The 19,188-nt window shown below is 48.3% G+C and carries 21 protein-coding genes; 20 read left to right on the top strand and 1 reads right to left on the bottom strand.

What is annotated here, in order from left to right; genetic code table 11:
* The first annotated feature begins 5 nt into the window (after window positions 1-5).
* The 6 genes from flgG (at window position 6) to flgL (ending at window position 5,463) form a co-directional block, all read left to right on the top strand.
* Window positions 6-791, top strand: coding sequence for a flagellar basal-body rod protein FlgG (gene flgG, locus M3P05_RS09165; RefSeq protein WP_249699254.1), 786 nt, complete (start codon window positions 6-8; stop codon window positions 789-791).
* Window positions 792-860: 69 nt separating this feature from the next.
* Window positions 861-1,610 carry a flagellar basal body L-ring protein FlgH gene (gene flgH, locus M3P05_RS09160; RefSeq protein ID WP_283777741.1) on the top strand — a complete coding sequence of 250 codons (750 nt, stop codon included), beginning with the start codon at window positions 861-863 and terminating at the stop codon, window positions 1,608-1,610.
* 18 nt (window positions 1,611-1,628) lie between these two features.
* Window positions 1,629-2,726, top strand: coding sequence for a flagellar basal body P-ring protein FlgI (locus M3P05_RS09155; protein ID WP_249699251.1), 1,098 nt, complete (start codon window positions 1,629-1,631; stop codon window positions 2,724-2,726).
* Window positions 2,726-3,142 (top strand): rod-binding protein, encoded by a 417-nt coding sequence (locus tag M3P05_RS09150; RefSeq protein WP_249699249.1) that lies wholly within the window; start codon window positions 2,726-2,728, stop codon window positions 3,140-3,142. Before M3P05_RS09155 ends, M3P05_RS09150 begins: the two co-directional genes overlap by 1 nt.
* A 114-nt stretch (window positions 3,143-3,256) precedes the next feature.
* The gene (gene flgK / locus M3P05_RS09145) at window positions 3,257-4,543 is read left to right on the top strand and encodes a flagellar hook-associated protein FlgK (protein WP_249699248.1); all 1,287 of its coding nucleotides are present in this window, start codon (window positions 3,257-3,259) and stop codon (window positions 4,541-4,543) included.
* 26 nt (window positions 4,544-4,569) lie between these two features.
* Window positions 4,570-5,463: a flagellar hook-associated protein FlgL gene (gene flgL / locus M3P05_RS09140; protein WP_249699247.1), complete on the top strand. Its 894-nt coding sequence runs from the start codon at window positions 4,570-4,572 to the stop codon at window positions 5,461-5,463.
* Between the two features lie 74 nt (window positions 5,464-5,537).
* Here flgL and M3P05_RS09135 read toward each other — a convergent pair whose 3' ends face one another.
* Entirely contained in the window at window positions 5,538-6,161 is a 624-nt protein-coding gene (locus M3P05_RS09135; RefSeq protein ID WP_249699246.1) for a hypothetical protein, read from the bottom strand.
* Window positions 6,162-6,299: 138 nt separating this feature from the next.
* Between M3P05_RS09135 and M3P05_RS09130 the strand changes: the two genes are divergently transcribed.
* From M3P05_RS09130 to M3P05_RS09065, 14 genes are all read left to right on the top strand, one after another.
* A complete protein-coding gene (locus tag M3P05_RS09130) occupies window positions 6,300-6,557 on the top strand; it encodes a hypothetical protein (protein WP_249699245.1) in 258 nt (85 codons plus the stop codon).
* A gap of 77 nt (window positions 6,558-6,634) precedes the next feature.
* Window positions 6,635-7,828: a flagellin lysine-N-methylase gene (gene fliB / locus M3P05_RS09125; protein WP_249699244.1), complete on the top strand. Its 1,194-nt coding sequence runs from the start codon at window positions 6,635-6,637 to the stop codon at window positions 7,826-7,828.
* Window positions 7,829-8,197: 369 nt separating this feature from the next.
* Entirely contained in the window at window positions 8,198-9,367 is a 1,170-nt protein-coding gene (locus M3P05_RS09120) for a flagellin N-terminal helical domain-containing protein (protein WP_249699243.1), read from the top strand.
* A gap of 181 nt (window positions 9,368-9,548) precedes the next feature.
* Window positions 9,549-10,715, top strand: a complete 1,167-nt coding sequence (locus M3P05_RS09115; RefSeq protein WP_249699242.1) for a flagellin N-terminal helical domain-containing protein — start codon at window positions 9,549-9,551, stop codon at window positions 10,713-10,715.
* 183 nt (window positions 10,716-10,898) lie between these two features.
* Window positions 10,899-12,071, top strand: coding sequence for a flagellin N-terminal helical domain-containing protein (locus M3P05_RS09110; RefSeq protein WP_249699241.1), 1,173 nt, complete (start codon window positions 10,899-10,901; stop codon window positions 12,069-12,071).
* 147 nt (window positions 12,072-12,218) lie between these two features.
* Window positions 12,219-12,575, top strand: coding sequence for a hypothetical protein (locus M3P05_RS09105; RefSeq protein ID WP_249699240.1), 357 nt, complete (start codon window positions 12,219-12,221; stop codon window positions 12,573-12,575).
* Between the two features lie 109 nt (window positions 12,576-12,684).
* Window positions 12,685-14,100 (top strand): flagellar filament capping protein FliD, encoded by a 1,416-nt coding sequence (fliD, locus tag M3P05_RS09100; RefSeq protein WP_249699238.1) that lies wholly within the window; start codon window positions 12,685-12,687, stop codon window positions 14,098-14,100.
* 26 nt (window positions 14,101-14,126) lie between these two features.
* The gene (gene fliS, locus M3P05_RS09095; RefSeq protein ID WP_249699236.1) at window positions 14,127-14,519 is read left to right on the top strand and encodes a flagellar export chaperone FliS; all 393 of its coding nucleotides are present in this window, start codon (window positions 14,127-14,129) and stop codon (window positions 14,517-14,519) included.
* Window positions 14,512-14,838: a flagellar protein FliT gene (locus tag M3P05_RS09090; RefSeq protein WP_249699235.1), complete on the top strand. Its 327-nt coding sequence runs from the start codon at window positions 14,512-14,514 to the stop codon at window positions 14,836-14,838. The genes fliS and M3P05_RS09090 overlap by 8 nt, the downstream gene beginning before the upstream one ends.
* Before the next feature lie 14 nt (window positions 14,839-14,852).
* Window positions 14,853-16,121, top strand: a complete 1,269-nt coding sequence (locus M3P05_RS09085; protein WP_249699234.1) for a flagellar hook-length control protein FliK — start codon at window positions 14,853-14,855, stop codon at window positions 16,119-16,121.
* A gap of 22 nt (window positions 16,122-16,143) precedes the next feature.
* Window positions 16,144-16,581 carry a flagellar basal body-associated FliL family protein gene (locus M3P05_RS09080; RefSeq protein ID WP_249699233.1) on the top strand — a complete coding sequence of 146 codons (438 nt, stop codon included), beginning with the start codon at window positions 16,144-16,146 and terminating at the stop codon, window positions 16,579-16,581.
* 18 nt (window positions 16,582-16,599) lie between these two features.
* Window positions 16,600-17,352 carry a sigma-70 family RNA polymerase sigma factor gene (locus M3P05_RS09075; protein ID WP_249699232.1) on the top strand — a complete coding sequence of 251 codons (753 nt, stop codon included), beginning with the start codon at window positions 16,600-16,602 and terminating at the stop codon, window positions 17,350-17,352.
* Between the two features lie 120 nt (window positions 17,353-17,472).
* Window positions 17,473-18,330 (top strand): flagellar motor stator protein MotA, encoded by an 858-nt coding sequence (gene motA, locus M3P05_RS09070; protein WP_249699231.1) that lies wholly within the window; start codon window positions 17,473-17,475, stop codon window positions 18,328-18,330.
* Complete coding sequence (locus tag M3P05_RS09065) at window positions 18,327-19,142, top strand: OmpA family protein (RefSeq protein WP_249699230.1); 816 nt, start codon at window positions 18,327-18,329, stop codon at window positions 19,140-19,142. Before motA ends, M3P05_RS09065 begins: the two co-directional genes overlap by 4 nt.
* The last annotated feature ends 46 nt before the right edge of the window (window positions 19,143-19,188 follow it).

Here is a 19,188-nt window from a genome sequence, read left to right as displayed (position 1 = left end):
GATTCATGCACGCATCACTCTGGGTCAGCCAGACAGGCATCAGCGCACAGAACACCCAGCTGTCCGCAATTTCCAACAACCTGGCCAATATTAATACCGTTGGCTTCAAGGCTGACAATGTCGTTTTTGAAGATCTGTTCTACCAGATTCAGAAGCAGCCTGGCAGCAACAACACACAGGACAACGAAACGCCTACCGGCCTGCAGCTGGGTACCGGTGTTCGTGTTGTTGGTACCAGCAAAGACTTCTCGACAGGTGCCTTCAAGACCACAACCGGCCAATATGACCTTGCCGTTATCGGCCAGGGTTTTTTCCAGGTTGCCATGCCTGATGGCTCCAATGCCTACACCCGGAATGGTCAGTTCCAGCTGAACTCAAATGGTGAAATCGTAACTTCTGATGGTTTCCGTCTGGAACCAAGTATTGAAGTTCCGGCAGAAGCTACAAAAGTCACCATCGGTCAGGACGGCACTGTCTCAGCCACGATTGCCGGACAGGCTGCACCGCAGGAGCTGGGACAAATCACGCTGGTAAACTTCGTAAACCCAGCCGGCCTGAGTGCCATGGGCCAAAACCTGTTCGCTGAGACAGCATCCAGTGGTGCCGCCCAGGAAGCAACGCCTGGCCAGGACGGTCTCGGCACAGTTCGCCAGTTTGCCCTTGAGGCTTCCAACGTGAATATGGTGGAAGAGATGGTGAACATGGTGACAGCCCAGCGTGCCTATGAGATGAACACCAAGGTTCTGTCTTCCGTTGATCAGATGCTGAAGTACACCAACCAGGTTCTGTAATAACCCGTTTCGCTATTGGCTGACTCTTCTGTAGTCGGCCGATAGCAAAAACTGAGAAGTTTCATCAGCATGTTTTCAGCAAGACGTTTTTTACCTTTGAAATGCCCCAGATACTCTCATTTTTCGAGGTGGGCATTTCCAGCTCAAGGCTGTATAAAAGCTGCAATAATATTGGCCTTGGCTACCAGCCTGATGTCTGGCTGCAGTCTTCTTCCAAAGCCTGATGCACAGCCAGATACCAAGCGCTGGGCACCAATACAGCCTCCTCTTGTCAAGACACAGACAACCAATAACGGCAGCCTGTACAACCCAACCTATGCCAATAATCTGTTTGAAGACAGAATGGCTTTTCGGGTTGGCGATATTCTGACTGTCCGCCTGGATGAGAGCACCAGTTCCAAAAAAAGCTCAGGAACAGATTTCAACAAGAACAGCTCTGTTGGAATGAAAGCACCAACCCTGTTTGGCTCGCTGAAAGACTGGGCCACATCTATTGGTACAGACCGGACATTCGAAGGTAAAGCCAACAGCAGTCAGAACAACCAGCTTCAGGGTGATATTACTGTCACAGTTGCCGAAGTTTACCCAAATGGTTCTCTGCGGATCGTGGGAGAGAAATGGCTGCGGTTAAACCAGGGCGATGAATATATCCGCCTTGAGGGCATACTGCGTCCAGAAGATATCAGCCCCAACAATGTTGTTCTCTCAAAACGTCTTGCTAATGCCCGCATCATGTATTCCGGCGCTGGTCCGCTCAACGATGCCAACGACCCAGGCTGGCTGAATCGCTTCTTTAACAGTCCGATTTACCCAATGTAAGGCAGCATTATGAGTATTATGAAAAGAATCCTTCCGCTGCTATTTCTTCTGTTATGCACCCAGGTAAAAGCTGAACGCCTGCTGGATCTTGTTGATATCAGCGGTGTTCGCAGCAACCAGCTGGTTGGCTATGGTCTTGTTGTTGGTCTTGATGGCAGCGGCGACAAAACCCGACAGACCAAGTTTACCAGTCAGTCCCTGAACAATATGCTGCGCCAGCTGGGTATTCAGCTTCCAGCTGGGACTGACCCCAACATCAAGAACGTGGCAGCAGTTTCAATCACTGCCACTCTGCCCGCTTTTGCACGCCCCGGGCAGAAGATAGATATTACCGTGTCGTCCATTGGTGATGCCAAAAGCCTGAATGGCGGCACCCTTCTGCTTGCGCCACTGAAAGGTATCGATGGCAATGTTTACGCTCTGGCCCAGGGTAACCTGGTTGTTTCCGGCATCTCAGTTGAAGGCAACAGCGGTTCTGAAGTGACCGTAAATATTCCGACTGTAGGTCGCATCCCGTCCGGAGCAACTGTTGAACGCGAAGTTCCCAGCAACTTTGCCAGCCAGGATTTCATTACTCTCAACCTGCGCAGCCCAAGCTTTACCACAGCCCGCAATATTGTTCGCAGTATTAATGAACTGCTGGGGCCATCTGCGGCCAAAGCCCGTGACAGCGCATCTATCACTGTTTCAGCTCCAGCAGACAGTGGTCAGAAGGTTACATTTATGGCCATGCTGGAAAACCTGGATGTTGAATCATCACGCCCACCAGCACGTGTCGTTATCAACAGCCGTACCGGTACTGTGGTTATGAACCAGGATGTACGTGTGACTACAGCGGCAGTGAGCCACGGCAATCTGATTGTTTCCATTCAGGAATCATCTAATGTCAGCCAGCCTAATTCCTTCACCTCTGGAGGCCAGGCCGTCACAACTCCCCAGTCTGATATTCAAGTTGAACAGGGCAACAGCCGTCTATTTATGATGCCCGAAAGCCACTCTCTGCAGGAAGTTGTAAACGCTGTAAACAGTGTTGGTGCAACACCTGCCGATCTAATGGCAGTTCTTCAGGCTCTGAAGGAAGCTGGCTCCCTGAAAGCCGAGTTGGTGGTGATCTGATGCAGATAAATAACGGCAACTCAGGTCACCTTCCCGATTCAGTATCTCAGCCTTTTCAGCAGCCATCGCAAAAGATGGCTGCTGACCCGAAGTCCATGGAAGTCTTCAAGGGAAACAGCAACTCTCCGGAAGCACTTCAGGCTGCTGCCACTCAGTTTGAGGCGATGATGGTTGAAGAGATGCTGAAAAGCATGCGGCAGGCTACGGAAACTCTGGCGGAAGACAATCCATTCTCCAGCGACCAGACCCGCTTCTACCAGGGCTTCTATGACAGCCAGCTGGCTTTGGAAATGGCCAGCCAGAGAACCCTTGGCGTCGCTGATCAATTGGTTTCTCAGGTTGAGCAGATCCAGGGTAAGACCCAGCCCAGCGAAAGCACACCTACAGGGACTTCAGAAAAAGGTGTTGAGGAATAACCTTTACGTCCTCAGAACAAGGTATCTGTTTAAGTCAGTTCGCTAACAGACGACTACTGACTTAAGCAGAAAGCACTTAATACCGCACTCTATACAAGAGCTAAGACCGCCTCTATGAGCATGATTTATAACGGTGTGTCCGGCCTGACCGCCGCATCAACCGCACTGAAAACAACCAGCAGCAATATTGCCAATGCTGGTGTAGCTGGTTATTCGCGACAGGTTGCCAACTTTACTTCTGCGGAAACCGGCGGTGTTTATATTTCCCAGATTGAGCGCATCAGTGAAAGCTATGCCGTACAGGAACTCTGGAGCTCGGCCACTGTTCTGGGCTACAACACGACTGATGCCAGTCATGCCAAACGTCTCGAAACAACTATTGCAGGCAACTCAACAGGTCTTTCTCCAGTTATCAATGAGTTTTTCGGCAACCTGAACAAAGCCAGTGCTGACCCCATGGACAACGCCTTCCGCCAGGAAGTACTGGCCAGTGCCAACAATATGGCGAGCCGTTTTAACAGTCTGTCCAACTCTCTGGATACGCAAAAAAATGATATCCAGCATCAGATGGGGTCTTTGGTTGGTGAAGCTAACAGTCTGATTGAGGATGTAGCAAGCATCAACAAAGCCATCGCCGAAGCTGATACTGCCGGTGAAGTTCCAGGGCATCTGCTGGACCAGCGCGACAAGGCTATCCAACAGTTATCTGAGCACCTCAATGTCTCAGTTCTGATTGAAGACGACAAAACTGCAACCATCACCATGCCCTCTGGCGAGCCTCTGGTGACACGCGTTGAAACCAGCGAAGTGGTTATCCAAGGTGGATTTGTTGCCATCGACACAGGGGTTGCCACAAAAAAAATTGATGAGCCCGGTGGAGCTATCGGCGGCCTGGTTGATTTTCGTGATGGCACTCTGGCTGATGCACAGAAAGAACTGGATGATCTGGCCCAAAAGCTGGTGACTTCACTTAATACTCAGCATAAGAATGGCTTTGATGCCAAGGGCAATGCCGGTAAAGATCTTCTCAAGTATGAAAACGGCAAGATGACCGTGGAGATCACTGCTCCGGAAGAGCTGGCATTTTCTGATAAGGCTGACGAGCATGGCAGTAATGCCAACCTGCTGAAGATGATTGATGTACAGAATGATCAATCGATTAATAAAGACTGGAACAGCATCGTCAGCAAAGTGGCCAGCAAGAGCGCCAGTGCCCAGAACAGCCACAAAGCCAGTGAAACGGTTTTCAAGGAAGCCACGAATAAAGTGATGAGTAAAAGCGGTGTCAACCTCGACGAAGAAGCCGCTAACATGCTGGTATTCCAGCAGCTTTACTCTGCCAATGCCAAAGTTATTTCATCTGCAAATGAGATGTTCAAAACCGTGTTGAGCATGGTCTGAGCCTGTTGAGATAAGGAGAATCAAATATGCGCGTCAGCACTATGCAGTTGCACAATTCAATGAGCGGTAACATTCAAACTGCATCGACCGGTGTCAGCAAAACAATGATGCAGCTGAGCTCGAATAAGCGCATTCTTGCACCTTCTGATGACGTTTTCGCAGCCTCCCAGTTGATGGGACTGGATGACGACCTGAGTCAGCTGGAAGTCTGGTCAAGCAATATCAAATCAGCGACCACCATGCTGTCCAATCAGGAAACGGCACTGAAAGATATCAACAATAATATGAACCGCGCCCGGGATCTGGCGATTTCAGCTAAAAATGGCAGTAAATCCCAGGAAGATCTGGAAGCCATCGCCAAAGAACTTGAGCAGGTCGTTGAAACCATTGCAGATCTTACAAACACCAAGTCTTCCAGTGGTGAATACATTTTTGGTGGTACTAAAGGCGATACCGCCCCCATCAAGAAAGCGGCTTCTGGCTGGGATAATAACAGCTCCAGTTCAACCAGAAAGATTGAAATCAGTGACTCTCAATCTGCCAGCCTTGGAGTTACCTCTGAGCAGCTCTTTGGGAGCAGCGCAGAATTTCTTGAAGAAATGGATACATTTATCGCAGCTTTGAAGAACCCATCAACCGATAATGCGGCAGCTGTTGACAAAGTCATTAAAGATATTGATAAAGCCCAGAAGAGTGTCAACGAGTCCATCACCACCATTGGTGCTGAAGTGAATACATTAAAAGCTGCAGAAACAACAAATGCAGATAAGCAGCTCGCCAACAAATCCATGCAAAGCTCTCTGGAAGACCTGGATTTTGCTGAAGCGACGACGCGCCTAAGCGTCCAGCAGACGATGCTGACTGCAGCTCAAAAAAGCTATTCCAGCACTATCAAGCTATCCTTATTCAATTACGTTTAGTAATTAGACTGCAAAGAATAAAAAAGCGCAGACCTGAAAGGTTCTGCGCTTTTTTATTTCCAGGGTTTGGTCATTTAAGCCAGATCCAACTCCAAACGGTCGCCCTTCATGGCAAAACCGATCTTAGTCAAATATGTTGTATGGCCTTCACTACCAGGGGCAGAGACAACCTTTTTGATACCGTGCTTTTTAAAGATATCTGTACTCTCTTTAAAAATAAACTGCCCAGGCTTCATATCGCGATACGGCGCCAGAACAAAGTCCAGATCCATTTCCAGCGTCGTGCCATCAATCTTGTGGCCAATAAACATACCCGCCACAGCCAGATCACGGTGAATCATCATGGAGATGTAATCACGATTGTCACGCAGACCGAAAGGAGGGAAAAATTCCTTGATTTCGCCTTCATGCAGGCGGACAAACTCTTTCAGATAAACATCACTTGTAGAAATCGGAAGAACCTGGAAGTGAGCCTTCTCGGTGTACATCTTGTACAGATAGTAGATATTGGCCAGAGCAATAAAGTAGTTCAACAGAGCAACAGGCAGCGCACCGATCAACAAACCGTAAGTACCAAAACAGGTTGCACCCAAAAGGTTCCACCAACGCAGTTTTACGATGGAACTCATTGTCAAACTGATTGCTACGATAACCGAAGCCACGTAACCAAACAGCTCAAGCAGATCTACTTGAGACATACAAACACTCCAAGCTTTAAAGCCAGTTTTATAAAATATTTTCAAAAGCGCGCTTTTGTACAGGTTTCATCATAGGCAGGTCAACCGGGAGCTATACTCATTCCCCTGCAGAAAAGAACAACAGGCGGTGCTACTGGTATGGATTTTAAAAAGCTGGCTGATTTTTATGCCAGGCACCAGGAAGAGTACGACAGACTTTTGCATGGTGTGGAGGATGTCATCAGTCTTATTCTCAAGGAGCAGAGGGAGTATCAGGGAAGAACAGAGTATCGGCTGGAAAAACTGGAACAGGGACAACAGGAGCTAAGAGTTCATATTGACCAGCGGTTTAGTCAACTGGAGGGACGTTTTGACCAGCTTGAATTTCTTATGCGCCAGCATTTCACCAACGGGTAAAAAGGTTCAACTCTCACCATTATGATGGCTTGTTTCTTGCTTTGAATATGCGCATTTATTCGAAATGAGCTGTACCGATGCCCGCTTCCCAAAATCAGGTTCTATATCCAAAATTCTATCGCGACTTTTCCTGCATTGGCCCAAACTGCGAACATCACTGCTGTCAGAGCTGGCGAATTACTATCGACAAGAAAACGTATAAAATCTACAAAAAAAGCACAGATCCCGTTCTTCGTGATATCACCCGCAACCAGATGAGCCGCCCCCGGCAGCAGACCGACCATGAATACCGGTTAATTAACCTGAAGTCTGACAGCTCCTGCCCTCTGCAAAATAAAGATGGCACCTGTTATATCCACTGCAATCATGGTGAAAAACTTCTTTCTGCAACGTGCAAAACTTATCCTCGTCAGACTAAATCCCTAACAGGCAAAATCGAACCAAGTCTAAGTCTTTCTTGCCCGGAAGCAGCGCGAAAAATTCTTCTCGACCCTTCTGCCATGATGTTTGAAACCGACCCGGAAGCAAAGATCGAATCCGGTCTGATTTTGTCTACATACAATAATGTGCCCGACCATTTTGATGCTTTTCGTCAAACTGCTTTTCAGGCTGTTCTTGGGGAAGAGGAATGTCCAGATGAACGATTGTTCCACCTGGGTGCATTATTCAGTCTTGTTGCTAAGCGAGAGAACAGTGGTGACATTCTTGCCGCGTGCCAGACTTTTTTCCAGATGCGTGAAGATAAATTATTAAATCGTATGTACGCGGAAGCCACTCCAAATATTAAAGGGCAGGCACATCTTCTAAAACAGCTGATGGAGAAACTTCAATTCTTCAAGCACAACAAGGTTCTTGAAGGATATCACCAGCAATTTGTTGATAACTTGAAGGAAAAATTTGGGGAACATGGCTCGGTCAATATGGAACAGCTTCTTGCCGACCGGCAGCAGCATTATACTCCACTCATAGAAGACTGTGGTCATGGTCTCGTGAATATGATGCTTCATTGGCTGTACACCAGTGATATCTGCCACAAAACTGGAGAAGAATTACTGGCCGGATATGCTGAATTTACTCTGAAATATATTTTGATTCGCTTCTATTTGCAGATGCTTGCTGAGCCAGGTCACTATAAAGAGTTATTGGTTGGAATTGTGCACTCAATGTCCCGCAGCGCCGATCACAATCAGGAATATCTGAAAAGCCTGCATGCCAATACAGTATTAATGAAACTGGGAAGCCATGCCCAGATTATGAGCCTGCTGAAGTGATAAACTTTTCTCGACAATATCAATTGAGGAGGTGCCTCGGTTAAACCTCAGCTCATTGGCTTTAAAAAATCGACCAGATGTCAAAAATAATTGTAAGATCTACATAGCAAACCTGACACAGCAGTCGTTCTCGCTCTCTACGCTAAGCTGTTTTTAGAGCCGCTACCAAAAATCAGGTTCCCCCCGGTTGCAACATTCAAACTCTTAACCAATTGCTGATAGCCGGGGGCTGTCAACAAGAGTAAGTAATCACAGTACGAGGTTAAAGATTTTCGAGAAACTCACTTAAAAAATTTAAAATCAAAGCCACAAACCCGACTCCTATAGGTACTGGCCCGATGGCTAGACAAAATTTTTTGGAGTCAGACGATGATTACTATTAACACCAACACCACCGCAATGGTTGCCCAGAGCAACCTGAATAACACCCAAAGCGGCCTGAATGCAAGCATGCTCAAGCTGTCCACCGGCCTGCGCATCAACTCTGCTTCTGACGATGCGGCCGGCATGCAGATCTCTAACCGCATGGAAACTCAGATCAACGGTCTGAATGTTGCCCAGCGTAATGCTAATGATGCGGTTTCCATGGCTCAGACAGCTGAAGGTGCCATGACTGAAGTCACTGATATGCTGAACCGCATGCGTGACCTGTCTCTGCAAGCTGCCAACGATACCAACACCACCAAAGACCGTGCAGCCATGCAGAAAGAGATGGATGCTCTGGCTACTGAAATCACTCGTGTTGCAGAAAAAACCGAGTTTGCCGGCATTGATCTGCTGAGCGGTACTGACGGCAGCAAGGGCAGTGAGAAAACCTTCAGTTTCCAGGTTGGCGCTAATGCCAATGAAACTATTGAATTCTCTCTGACCAATGTTGATGCAGAAAGTCTGGAAGTTGCAGGCAAGGACTACACCGTAGCCGCTGCGAAAAACTCTGAAGCTACTGCAAATGACACTAACGGCAACATCACTATTGAAGTAGGTGCTGCCGGCGGTGATGACGATATTACTATTTCTGTTGCCGGTAAAACTGAGGCTGAAGTTAAATCTGAAGTTGCAAAAGCTCTGGGCACTGATGAGTCCAAAATTGCTTACACTGCTGGTACCTCTACTTCCAAGCAAAAGCTTGAAATCCTGTCTGGTGCAGTTCTGTCTGTTGACGCTCAGAAGATTAAAGCCGGTGACGGTGCAAACACAGCTACATCTGTATCCACTGGCGTAGTTAGCACAACAAAAGGCCTGAATATCTCCAGCCGCGGCAATGCCAATGCAGCCGTTGAAGCTTTGGACAAAGCTCTGGCAAGCATCGATGATCAACGTGCACATCTGGGTGCAACCCAGAATCGCCTGGAATCTACCATCGACAACCTGTCCAACATTACTACTAACATGACGGCTTCCCAAAGCCGCATCAAAAATGTGGACTTCGCCAAGGAAACTACCAACATGACCAGCAAGCAGATGATGATGCAGGCTGGCTCTACTGTTCTGTCCCAGGCCAAGCAAATGCCTCAGTACGCTGCTCAACTGCTGCGTTAATCAGCAACCAAGCGCACTTAATAAACAAGGCCGGGCTTATGCTCGGCCTTGTTTTATGTATTTTCTGAATAACTCTCCATCAAACAATTTATTTACACTCGACCTTATTTAATTATCTGTACTTTTGTTCCGACTCCTGAAGTACTGGCCTGAGAGCTGGAAAAATTTACGGAGTCAGATAATGATTACTATCAACACGAATACAACTGCGATGGTTGCCCAAAGCAACCTGAACAACACCCAAAATGGACTGAGCAGCAGCATGCTGAAACTGTCCACCGGCCTGCGTATTAACTCCGCTTCTGACGATGCGGCCGGCATGCAGATTTCTAACCGCATGCAAACCCAGATCAACGGTCTGAATGTTGCCCAGCGTAATGCCAACGATGCTATCTCCATGGCTCAGACCGCTGAAGGTGCCATGACTGAAGTCACCGACATGCTGAACCGTATGCGTGATCTGTCCCTGCAGTCTGCCAACGACACCAACACTGCAAAAGACCGTAAGGCCATGCAGAAAGAGATGAACGCTCTGGCAAAAGAAATTACTCGAGTTGCTGAGAAAACCGAGTTTGCAGGCATTGACCTGCTGAGTGGTACTGACGGCAGCAAAGGCAGCGAGAAAACCTTCAGCTTCCAGGTTGGTGCTAACGCCAACGAAACTATCGAATTCTCTCTGACCAATATTGACGCCGAGAGCCTGGAAGTTTCCGGAACAGATTACACTGTAACAGATGCCACTGGTGCAAAATCTGAGGCTGCCGCTAACGGTAACGGACAAGACATTACTATTGCAGTAACCGGTGGTGACGATATTACCGTCAAGGTTGATGGCAAAACTGACACCCAAATCAAAGATGAAGTGGCAGATGCGCTGGGCATCGATTCCGGTGAGATTACTTACGCAGCTGGCGGTACTTCTTCCAAGCAGTCCATCACCATTGCCAAAGATGCAGTAATGGATGTTAATGCAACTTCCGTTAAGGTTGGAGGAGCAGCCGCAGTCACGGCTATCACCAGCACCTCTGCCGCTTCAACGGAAAGAGGGCTTGATGTTACGACCAAAACTGCAGCACAAGCCACAGTTAGCAAACTGGATAGCGCTCTTGCCAGCATTGATGACCAGCGTGCTCACCTTGGTGCGACCCAGAACCGCCTGGAATCTACCATCGATAACCTATCCAGTATCACCACTAACATGACGGCTTCCCAGAGCCGTATCAAGAATGTGGACTTCGCCAAGGAAACCACCAACATGACCAGCAAGCAGATGATGATGCAGGCTGGCTCTACTGTCCTGTCCCAGGCTAAGCAGATGCCTCAGTATGCAGCTCAGTTGCTGCGTTAATAGGCGAAAATCTTCTAGAGAATCAAAACCGGGCTTAAGCCCGGTTTTGATTTTTTACTCGCCCTGATAAATGTAATGATCAAACCTTTTCGTCACACCCAGTTCAATTTAATTATTTGTACTTATGTACCGACTCCTGAGGTACTGGCCTGAGCGCCGGATAAAATACTACGGAGTCAGACGATGATTACCATCAATACCAATACCACTGCGATGGTTGCCCAGAGCAACCTGAACAATACCCAGAACGGTCTGAGCAGCAGCATGCTCAAGCTGTCTACCGGCTTACGCATTAACTCCGCTTCTGACGATGCGGCTGGTATGCAGATCTCTAACCGCATGCAGACTCAAATCAATGGTCTGAATGTTGCCCAGCGTAATGCCAACGACGCCATCTCCATGGCTCAAACTGCTGAAGGCGCCATGACTGAAGTCACCGATATGCTGAACCGCATGCGTGATCTGTCCCTGCAGTCTGCCAACGACACCAATACTGCAAAAGACCGTATGGCCATGCAGAAAGAGATGAATGCGCTGGCTCAGGAGATTACTCGTGTTGCAGAAAAAACCGAGTTTGCAGGCATTGACCTTCTGAGTGGTACTGATGGTTCCAAGGGAAGCCAAAAGACTTTCAGCTTCCAGGTTGGCGCTAATGCCAATGAAACCATCGAGTTCTCTCTGACTAACATTGATGCAGAGAGCCTTGAAGTAAATGGAAATGATTACAAAGTAGGTGGTACTGCCAAGAGCTCTGAGGCTGCCGCCTTGAACACCAATGGCGATATTAAAATCCAGGTTGGTGCTACCGCTGGCGATGAAGATGACATTACCATTTCAACCACTGGCAAGACTGCTGCAGAGCTCAAGACAGAGATTGCAAAAGCCCTCGGTACTGATGAAACCAATGTTACATATACTGAAGGTGCTGTTGGTGCCAAGCAAAAGGTTGAGATTTCTGCTAACGCAGTAATGACAACTGATGCTCAAAAGATTACTGCAGGCACTGGCCCAGACACAGCCATTGGTGCTACCGCTGTAGCCAGTACTACTAAAGGTCTGGATGTCACCAGTAAAACTGCGGCCCAAGCAGCTGTCGGCAAGCTTGATTCTGCCCTTGCCAGCATCGATGACCAACGCGCGCATCTGGGTGCTACCCAGAACCGTCTGGAATCCACCATCGATAACCTGTCCAGCATCACTACTAACATGACGGCTTCCCAGAGCCGCATCAAGAACGTGGACTTCGCCAAGGAAACCACCAACATGACCAGCAAGCAGATGATGATGCAGGCTGGCTCCACTGTACTGTCCCAGGCCAAGCAGATGCCTCAGTACGCTGCCCAACTGCTGCGTTAATTGGCAAGCCTTTTGGTTTTCCTCAAGCCGGGTTTTTGCCCGGCTTTTTCATACAACGAAAGCAACCACTCACTCTCTTCGTTATCTTCTTTTAAGAACCTTTCGTCTTAGACCGATTCCTTGACCAGTTAACGGATGCTGATAACTATGGGCGATGAACCTCTTCTTCCACTGAACATCCATAAACACTCTCGTGTTCGCGCTGCAATTGCACAGACACCTGTCGCGACAGCTAATAGAAGACAGCGTGAAATCATAGCGGAAATGTGGCCGGAAATATCCTTCCGGAAGAAAGAGAAACTGTTGGGATTTCTTCTGGGTCGGCTTCGCAGACACTTCAGGAGCAATCTGAATGTCAGTCTGGTGCGACATGATGATGATGTTCGCTTTCTGCTGGAAGATTCTGAAACTCATACAGTTCATCAGCTTACTCTTGAAGATGCCTGTAAGGTACTGGAGAGAGACTCTGACCATAATGGCCAGCTACTCAACCAGGAGTGTTGATGGCACATAAATTGCCATCACTTTTGGAACAGCTCATTAATACTCTGATTTCGGCCTTTGTTTTGAACTGGCCCTGTGACTCAGACGATTTGGATATTTAGGAAGTTATATGTCTATCTCAATGCCCGGGACGGGAACAGGGCTCGATATTCAAGGTATGGCCAAACAGATGGCCAAAGCCAACCTTGCAGGCAAGAGCGACCAGCTCACCAAACAAGAAAACAAAGTCAATGCAGAGGTTGCGGCTCTCAATCAGCTGGATTCTGCATTAGACAAGTTTTATTCCAGCCTGAAGACTCTGTCTGATCCGGAAAGCTTCGGCACATTGAAGCACAATATGAGTGACGATGACCAAAAGTTCTTCACCATAAAATACGATGAAACCGCTGTCGCAAATAGTTACCAGATTGCAGTTCAGCAACTGGCTGAAAAAGACAAGTGGAATATCATGCAAACCACATCCAGCAAAACCCCTGTTCTGGAGGGTACTGGAGATACATCCAGAGAAGTGGAAATCAAAACCGCAGGGATGGATAGTGGAACAAGCTTCAAAATAACCATTGATGCCGATGACACCCTTACTGATGTCATGAACAAGATCAATGACGCCAGTGATAACCCAGGGATTGATGCATCTATAGTTACCGGTTCCAATGGCGCCCAGTTAACTTTAACAAGCAGAGAAACTGGCACTGAGAAGGCTATAACAAGCATCAAGATTGGCTCTCAGGCTCTTGCTGATAACGCAACCAACCATATCAACCCTGCTAAAGATGCCCAATTTACAATTGATGGCATTGCAGTGGAATCTCAATCAAACACTGTTGAGAATGCAATCACAGGCGTCACTCTGAACCTTCTGAAGAAAACAGATGCTGCCAACCCCATTGACGTTAACCTTTCCACTGACACTGACCAGATGAAGAAGTCAATCAAATCTCTGGTGGATAGCTATAACACATTACGTAAAGTCATTGATTCGGTCTCAAAGTCTGAACCTGCTGAACCAGGCGAAACAGCCAGCCGACCTCCTTTAGCCAGTGATACTCTTGTTAACTCGTTAAACAGCCAGCTGCGTGCAGCTCTTACATCTGAAGTTCCAGGCAGTAGCTTTAAAACACTGGCAAGTGTCGGAATAATTACCAAACAGAATGGTGACCTTGAAGTCGATGATAAAATTCTCGATAAAGCTCTTAAGGATAATCCATCCGAAGTGGTAGATCTGTTTGTTGGAACTGATGCTTCCCTAAATACTTTGATGAAAACTGTTGAAGTGTTTATTGGAACTCAGTCATCCAGTTCGGATGACAGTTCCAGCTCTACATACACCCCCAAAAAAGATGGTCTCATTAAGGAGCGTCTTGATCGGCTGAAAGAAGAACAGACCGACATCAAAAATGAATGGACAGAAGTAAATAAACGTGCCGAAGAGGTATACCAGCGCTACTTCAACGAACTAAATGCGATGGATCTTGCTGTCAAGCAAATGAATACCTCCATGCAAAACCTGCAGAAGATGATGTAACAAGTACTCAGGAATCAAGGCATAACATGAAGTACCAACAGGCAATGAATGCCTACACCCAGAATCAGGTTCAAAATCGCGCTGCAGTTGCCAGTCCTTACCGCCTGGTTCAAATGATGTTTGAAAAACTTCTGGATCATATCGCCAGTGCTGGCGGGGCAATTGATCGCAAGGATATTGCAGAGAAAGGCAACCATATCGGAAAGGCTCTTCAACTGCTTGGAGCTTTGCGCAGCGCACTTGATCTGGAAGTTGGTGGCGAGGTTGCCGTTAATCTGTCCCGGCTCTATGAGTTCTGCAGCGACACCCTGATGCAGGCCAGCCTCAAGAACGACAAACAAAAAATCGAAGATGCCGCAGGTATTATCAGAGATATCAAGTCTGCCTGGGATCAGCTGGAGCATGCCTCCAATGGCTGATCTTTCCCAAAAGCTGAATGATATTGAAGTTGCGCTGCAGAAAGTATTTGAGCAGCGCGACTGGGATGAGTTTCTGGAATTGGATACAGCTCTTCAGGACATACTTGCAGGCTACAAGGCCATTGATGAGACCCCTCCCAGGGATCAAATCGAACGAATCCAGAACCACTACCAGACCATGCGTTCCTGGTGTATGAAGCGTCGCCTCCACCTCAGTAAAAAGATGGAAAGCATGCGGCAGCAACGCGGAGCCTTAAATGCTTACGCGCTGTGCTTTCAAGCCGGAAGCTCTCAGACAGAAAACCGCGCAGGAAAATAGAATAAGTATTGACCATGTCTTTGATTAGCTCTCTCAACCAAACCCCTCTCAATCAAACCTCTCTTAATCAGAGCAAAGGGGCAGACTCTATACAGAAGTCTGACTCCCAGTCAGATACCGCAGAAAGTAAAACCAGTGATGGTTTTGACAAACTGCTGGATAACGAGCAGCCAAAGACTGAAAAAAACACTCAGAAGCCGATCAGCGATAAAACTGATCAGACTGAGGAACCAACTGAACCTTCATCAGAAGTTGCAGAGAATGAAGTCACCGAACTTCAGGATATGGTTGAAACTCAGGCTAACTGGAAAGCAGAAAGTGGTACCCCAAAAACCACAGACGCAGTACAGCAGAATACTCCTGAGAACCATGTAACCCAGAATGCTGCAGCAGCAGTTAAGAATGCCGTTACTGAACAGACTCAGGAAGCTGTTTCCATAAGTCAGATTGAGCAGAAAGCAACTGAGTTAACTGCCAAGTTGGCTCAACAAACTTCTGTGGCAAACCAAAACCCGCTACTTGCTCAAAAAACGGCTCAGAGTGCTGAAAACCCTGAAGCATTCAAACAGGATACCCATACAGAGCATTTTGATCTTGAAGATGTTCTGGTTCCCCAATTGAAGGCCGAAGACAAAGGAACCAAAACCAGTCTTGATATTCAGCAGCTGGTTACCCGTCTAAACGCACCAAACGCACAACCGGTGGCTGAAACGTCACAGGCAACTTATGCACAAGCAGCTGCAACAGCACAAAGCACACAGTCTGTTGCTTCAGCTCAGGGCAGTGCACAAACAGCTGCAGCACAACAGGCACGTCCTGAAGCGCAGCCTTCCCTGTCCATGCTTAGTGACCCGGAATGGCCGGATGATCTTGGCCAGCGCCTGCTGCGTATGAGTCAGGGCGAAAATGGTATTAAAGAAGTCAGTCTGCGCCTGGATCCTCCCTCCATGGGAACTCTGGACATTCGTTTAAAGATTGATGAGAACAGCCTGAGCGTTCACTTCCAGTCTTCATCCCCACAAGTGCGCGAGCTTTTGCAAAACCAGGCTGAACGCCTTCGTGCCAACCTGGGGGATTCCAATATGAATCTGGTAGATGTTGACGTCTCCTCCGGACAGGAGCACAAGGGGCAGCACGCATCAGAACAATCAGGTACCTGGCACAGCGATGGCCTGGCTCACTCGGCATCCGACTCGGATACAAGTACCAGTGATGATTTCGAAGAACAGAGTCCACAGCCCGGCTCTGTATCCAGCAATTTATTCTTTAGCACATACGCCTGAGTAACAGGCGGAGATAACTGAAATGGCAGACGCGAAAAAAGAAGGTAAAGGATCAGCCTACAAAGCCATGACCGCCATTCTGGTAGTCCTGACAGGCGCAACCATTTGGTTTACCCAGTTCCGTGATACGCGGACAATGGTCGAAGACCCGTTTTATTTTCCTCTTGATACGATCATCGTGAACCTCGAGAGCAGCACCCCCCGTCACTACCTGAAGGTGCAGCCTGTTCTGGTGACTCGTCATATCGAGTTGAATGAAGAGCTTCCAAAATTCAAGCCACTGCTCCGAAACCGGTTGATTGAAGACCTCCGTAAGGAGTCTGTTGCCTCGCTTTCCGAGAACAATAGCTTTGAAGTCATTCGGGCTAAAGCGCTTGAAGATCTGGATCGCCTGTTGAAGGAAAAAGCAGGAGTTCAAGCATTGGATGAAGTTCTCTTTACCGAGTTTGTGGTGCAGTAACGGGGGAGATATCGCTCTATGAGTGGTTACACAAAAACGGCAATTCACGCCTATCTAACAGGGGCGGGAACCCCGGAAACCACCCATGACCCCATTCAGGATCTGGTGAACGCCCAGGCCCCCATGGTCAGACGTATAGCTTTGCACTTGTCTGATCGACTGGATCGCATGGTGGATGTGGATGACCTGATCCAGTCCGGATTTATCGGACTTCTGGAAGCGGCTCATCGGTATGACCCAACAACCGGTGTTCCATTTGATGCCTACGCCCTGACACGTGTCCGGGGTGCCATGGTAGACGAGTTGCGCCGTAGTGATTGGTGCCCCCGCACACTGCGCCAGCAGGGTAAACAGATTCGCAAAGCCAAGAATGAGCTTGAGCAATCACTGAGCCGTCCTGTGCAAACTCGCGATGTTGCCGAACATCTCAATATGCCTCTGGAAGTCGTCCAAAAAGCAGAAACCAGGCTCGAAGCGGCAAGCAGTATTAGCCTGGATACACTTGTTGAAGACCGGGGTGACAGCTGGGACGTACTGGGCTCAACGGAAGAAACACCGTTCAGCCCACTTCTGAAAAAAGCAGACTCCCAGGAGCTGGCAAGTGCACTCCAGACGCTGCCAGAACGTGAACAGCTGATCCTTCATCTTTATTACGAGAAAGAGATGAACCTGAAGGAGATCGCTCTCATTATCGAGTTGACGGAAGCCCGTATCTGCCAGCTTCGTAAAAAGGCACTGGCAACTCTGAGCCAAAAGATGTCTGAACATTGAGCAATCACTGTCATTTTTCATGGAATACGCGTTTTGTTGTCTTGAAACAACACATTGTATTCGCACATTTAGTAAAAACCTGCACATTGCAGGTTCAAACCTCAAGAGATCTCCCCATCTATGTTGAAAATCACCGGGTTGGCCATACTGATCTTCAGTGTGCTCGGCGGATTTGTTTTAGCTGACGGTCAGCTCCTGTCGCTCTGGCAACCCGCCCAGATATTAATTATTGCAGGTGGCGGTATTGGCGCTTTTTTGATTGCCAATCCATGGCACGTGGTTTGCCACACAATGCGCCACCTTGGCAAAGCTATTCGCGGTACTAACCACTACCCGGCCGAGTACTATCAGAATCTTCTAACACTTCTGTTTAAGCTATTCGAAGTACGCAGGCAAGCCGGCGTCACTGCACTGGAAGCACACATTGAAGAACCAGAAAACAGTATTCTGTTTATGGATTCCGGCATTCTGGAAAATGAACGCCTGACTGCGTTTATCTGTGACAACCTTCGTCTGGTTACGCTTGGCAAGGTCTTACCTCATGAACTGGAAGGTCTTCTGGATCACGAGCTAACGACAATGGCCGACGATCTGCACCGCCCTGCCGATGCACTTCAGCGTATTGCCGACAGTCTGCCCGGTTTTGGTATTGTTGCAGCGGTACTGGGCATCGTACTGACCATGCAGTCTATGGATGGTCCAGCTTATCTGCTGGGTATGAATGTTGCGGCAGCCCTTGTGGGAACGTTCCTCGGCATTTTGCTCTGCTATGGTCTGATCAGCCCTCTCGCTCAATCTGTCACGCACTCGGTGCGTGATGAAATCCAGCTTTATGAGTGTGTGAAAGCTTCACTTCTGGCTAAAGTCAGCGGTCGACCTTCAGCGATAGCTGCCGATGCAGGTCGCAGAATCCTCTACTCCGAAATTCGCCCAAGCTTTATTCAGCTGGAAGCCTGGCTGGCGGAGAGCCGTGAATGAAGGAGCGCCCGACAACAATTGTTGTTAAGCGGGGAATAAGAAGAAGAACCCCTAAGCCCAGATCAAAATGGAAGAATGCTCTCGCAGACTTCTCCATGGTATGTCTTGCACTCTTTATTTTCATGTGGATGGCTGACACGGCAACCCCGGAACAGAAAGCCGGTATCGCTGGATATTTTCGCACCCCTGGCAATAAAGAACAGATTAAGCTGGCGGTTGAGAAGGTACGCATTGCCCAGCTTGAACTTGAGGCCGCAGCGACAGCAAAGCTTAACTCTGATGGCCAGCTGAAAGAACTGGAAAAGCGCAAGTATGAAGAACTGGTTGCACGTATTGAGCAGCAAACCGTTTCATTGCCAGAAAAGATATCAGAAGCCCTGCAGGTGTCTCACTCCCCTGAAGGCTTGAGAGTTGAAATCAGGGAGCTGAAAGGACGGCCGATGTTCGCGCGTGGTAGCGACCGCTTGATGCCTGCTTATCGTCAGATAGTGATTATGCTCGCCCCACGGCTTGAGGAGACAGGCAGTAACATCATGGTTCTTGGTCATACTGACGCCACCAAATTTTCCAGCGCATCCAGACGCGATAACTGGGACTTATCTTCAGCGCGAGCCCAGAAAACAAGGCGCGCCCTGGTTGAAGGTGGTTTCCCGGTTGAACGCATAACGCAGGTCGTTGGCATGGCTGATCGCCAGCTCAGGGATCCTGAAAATCCCAACGATGCCAGCAACCGAAGGGTGGAAATTATCTTACTTGGCAATCATCAAAAATCAGATGAAGAGTCTGACACTATCAAGCTCTCTGCCAACTAGAAAGCTTCTTCATTAAAAAGGCAGCCGATGGCTGCCTTTTTAATCT

The sequence above is a fragment of the Parendozoicomonas callyspongiae genome (assembly GCF_023502345.1).
Taxonomy (GTDB): Bacteria; Pseudomonadota; Gammaproteobacteria; order Pseudomonadales; family Endozoicomonadaceae; genus Sansalvadorimonas; species Sansalvadorimonas callyspongiae.
Note: the sequence above shows the minus strand (reverse complement) of the source record. Positions and strands in the feature narration are given on the sequence as shown.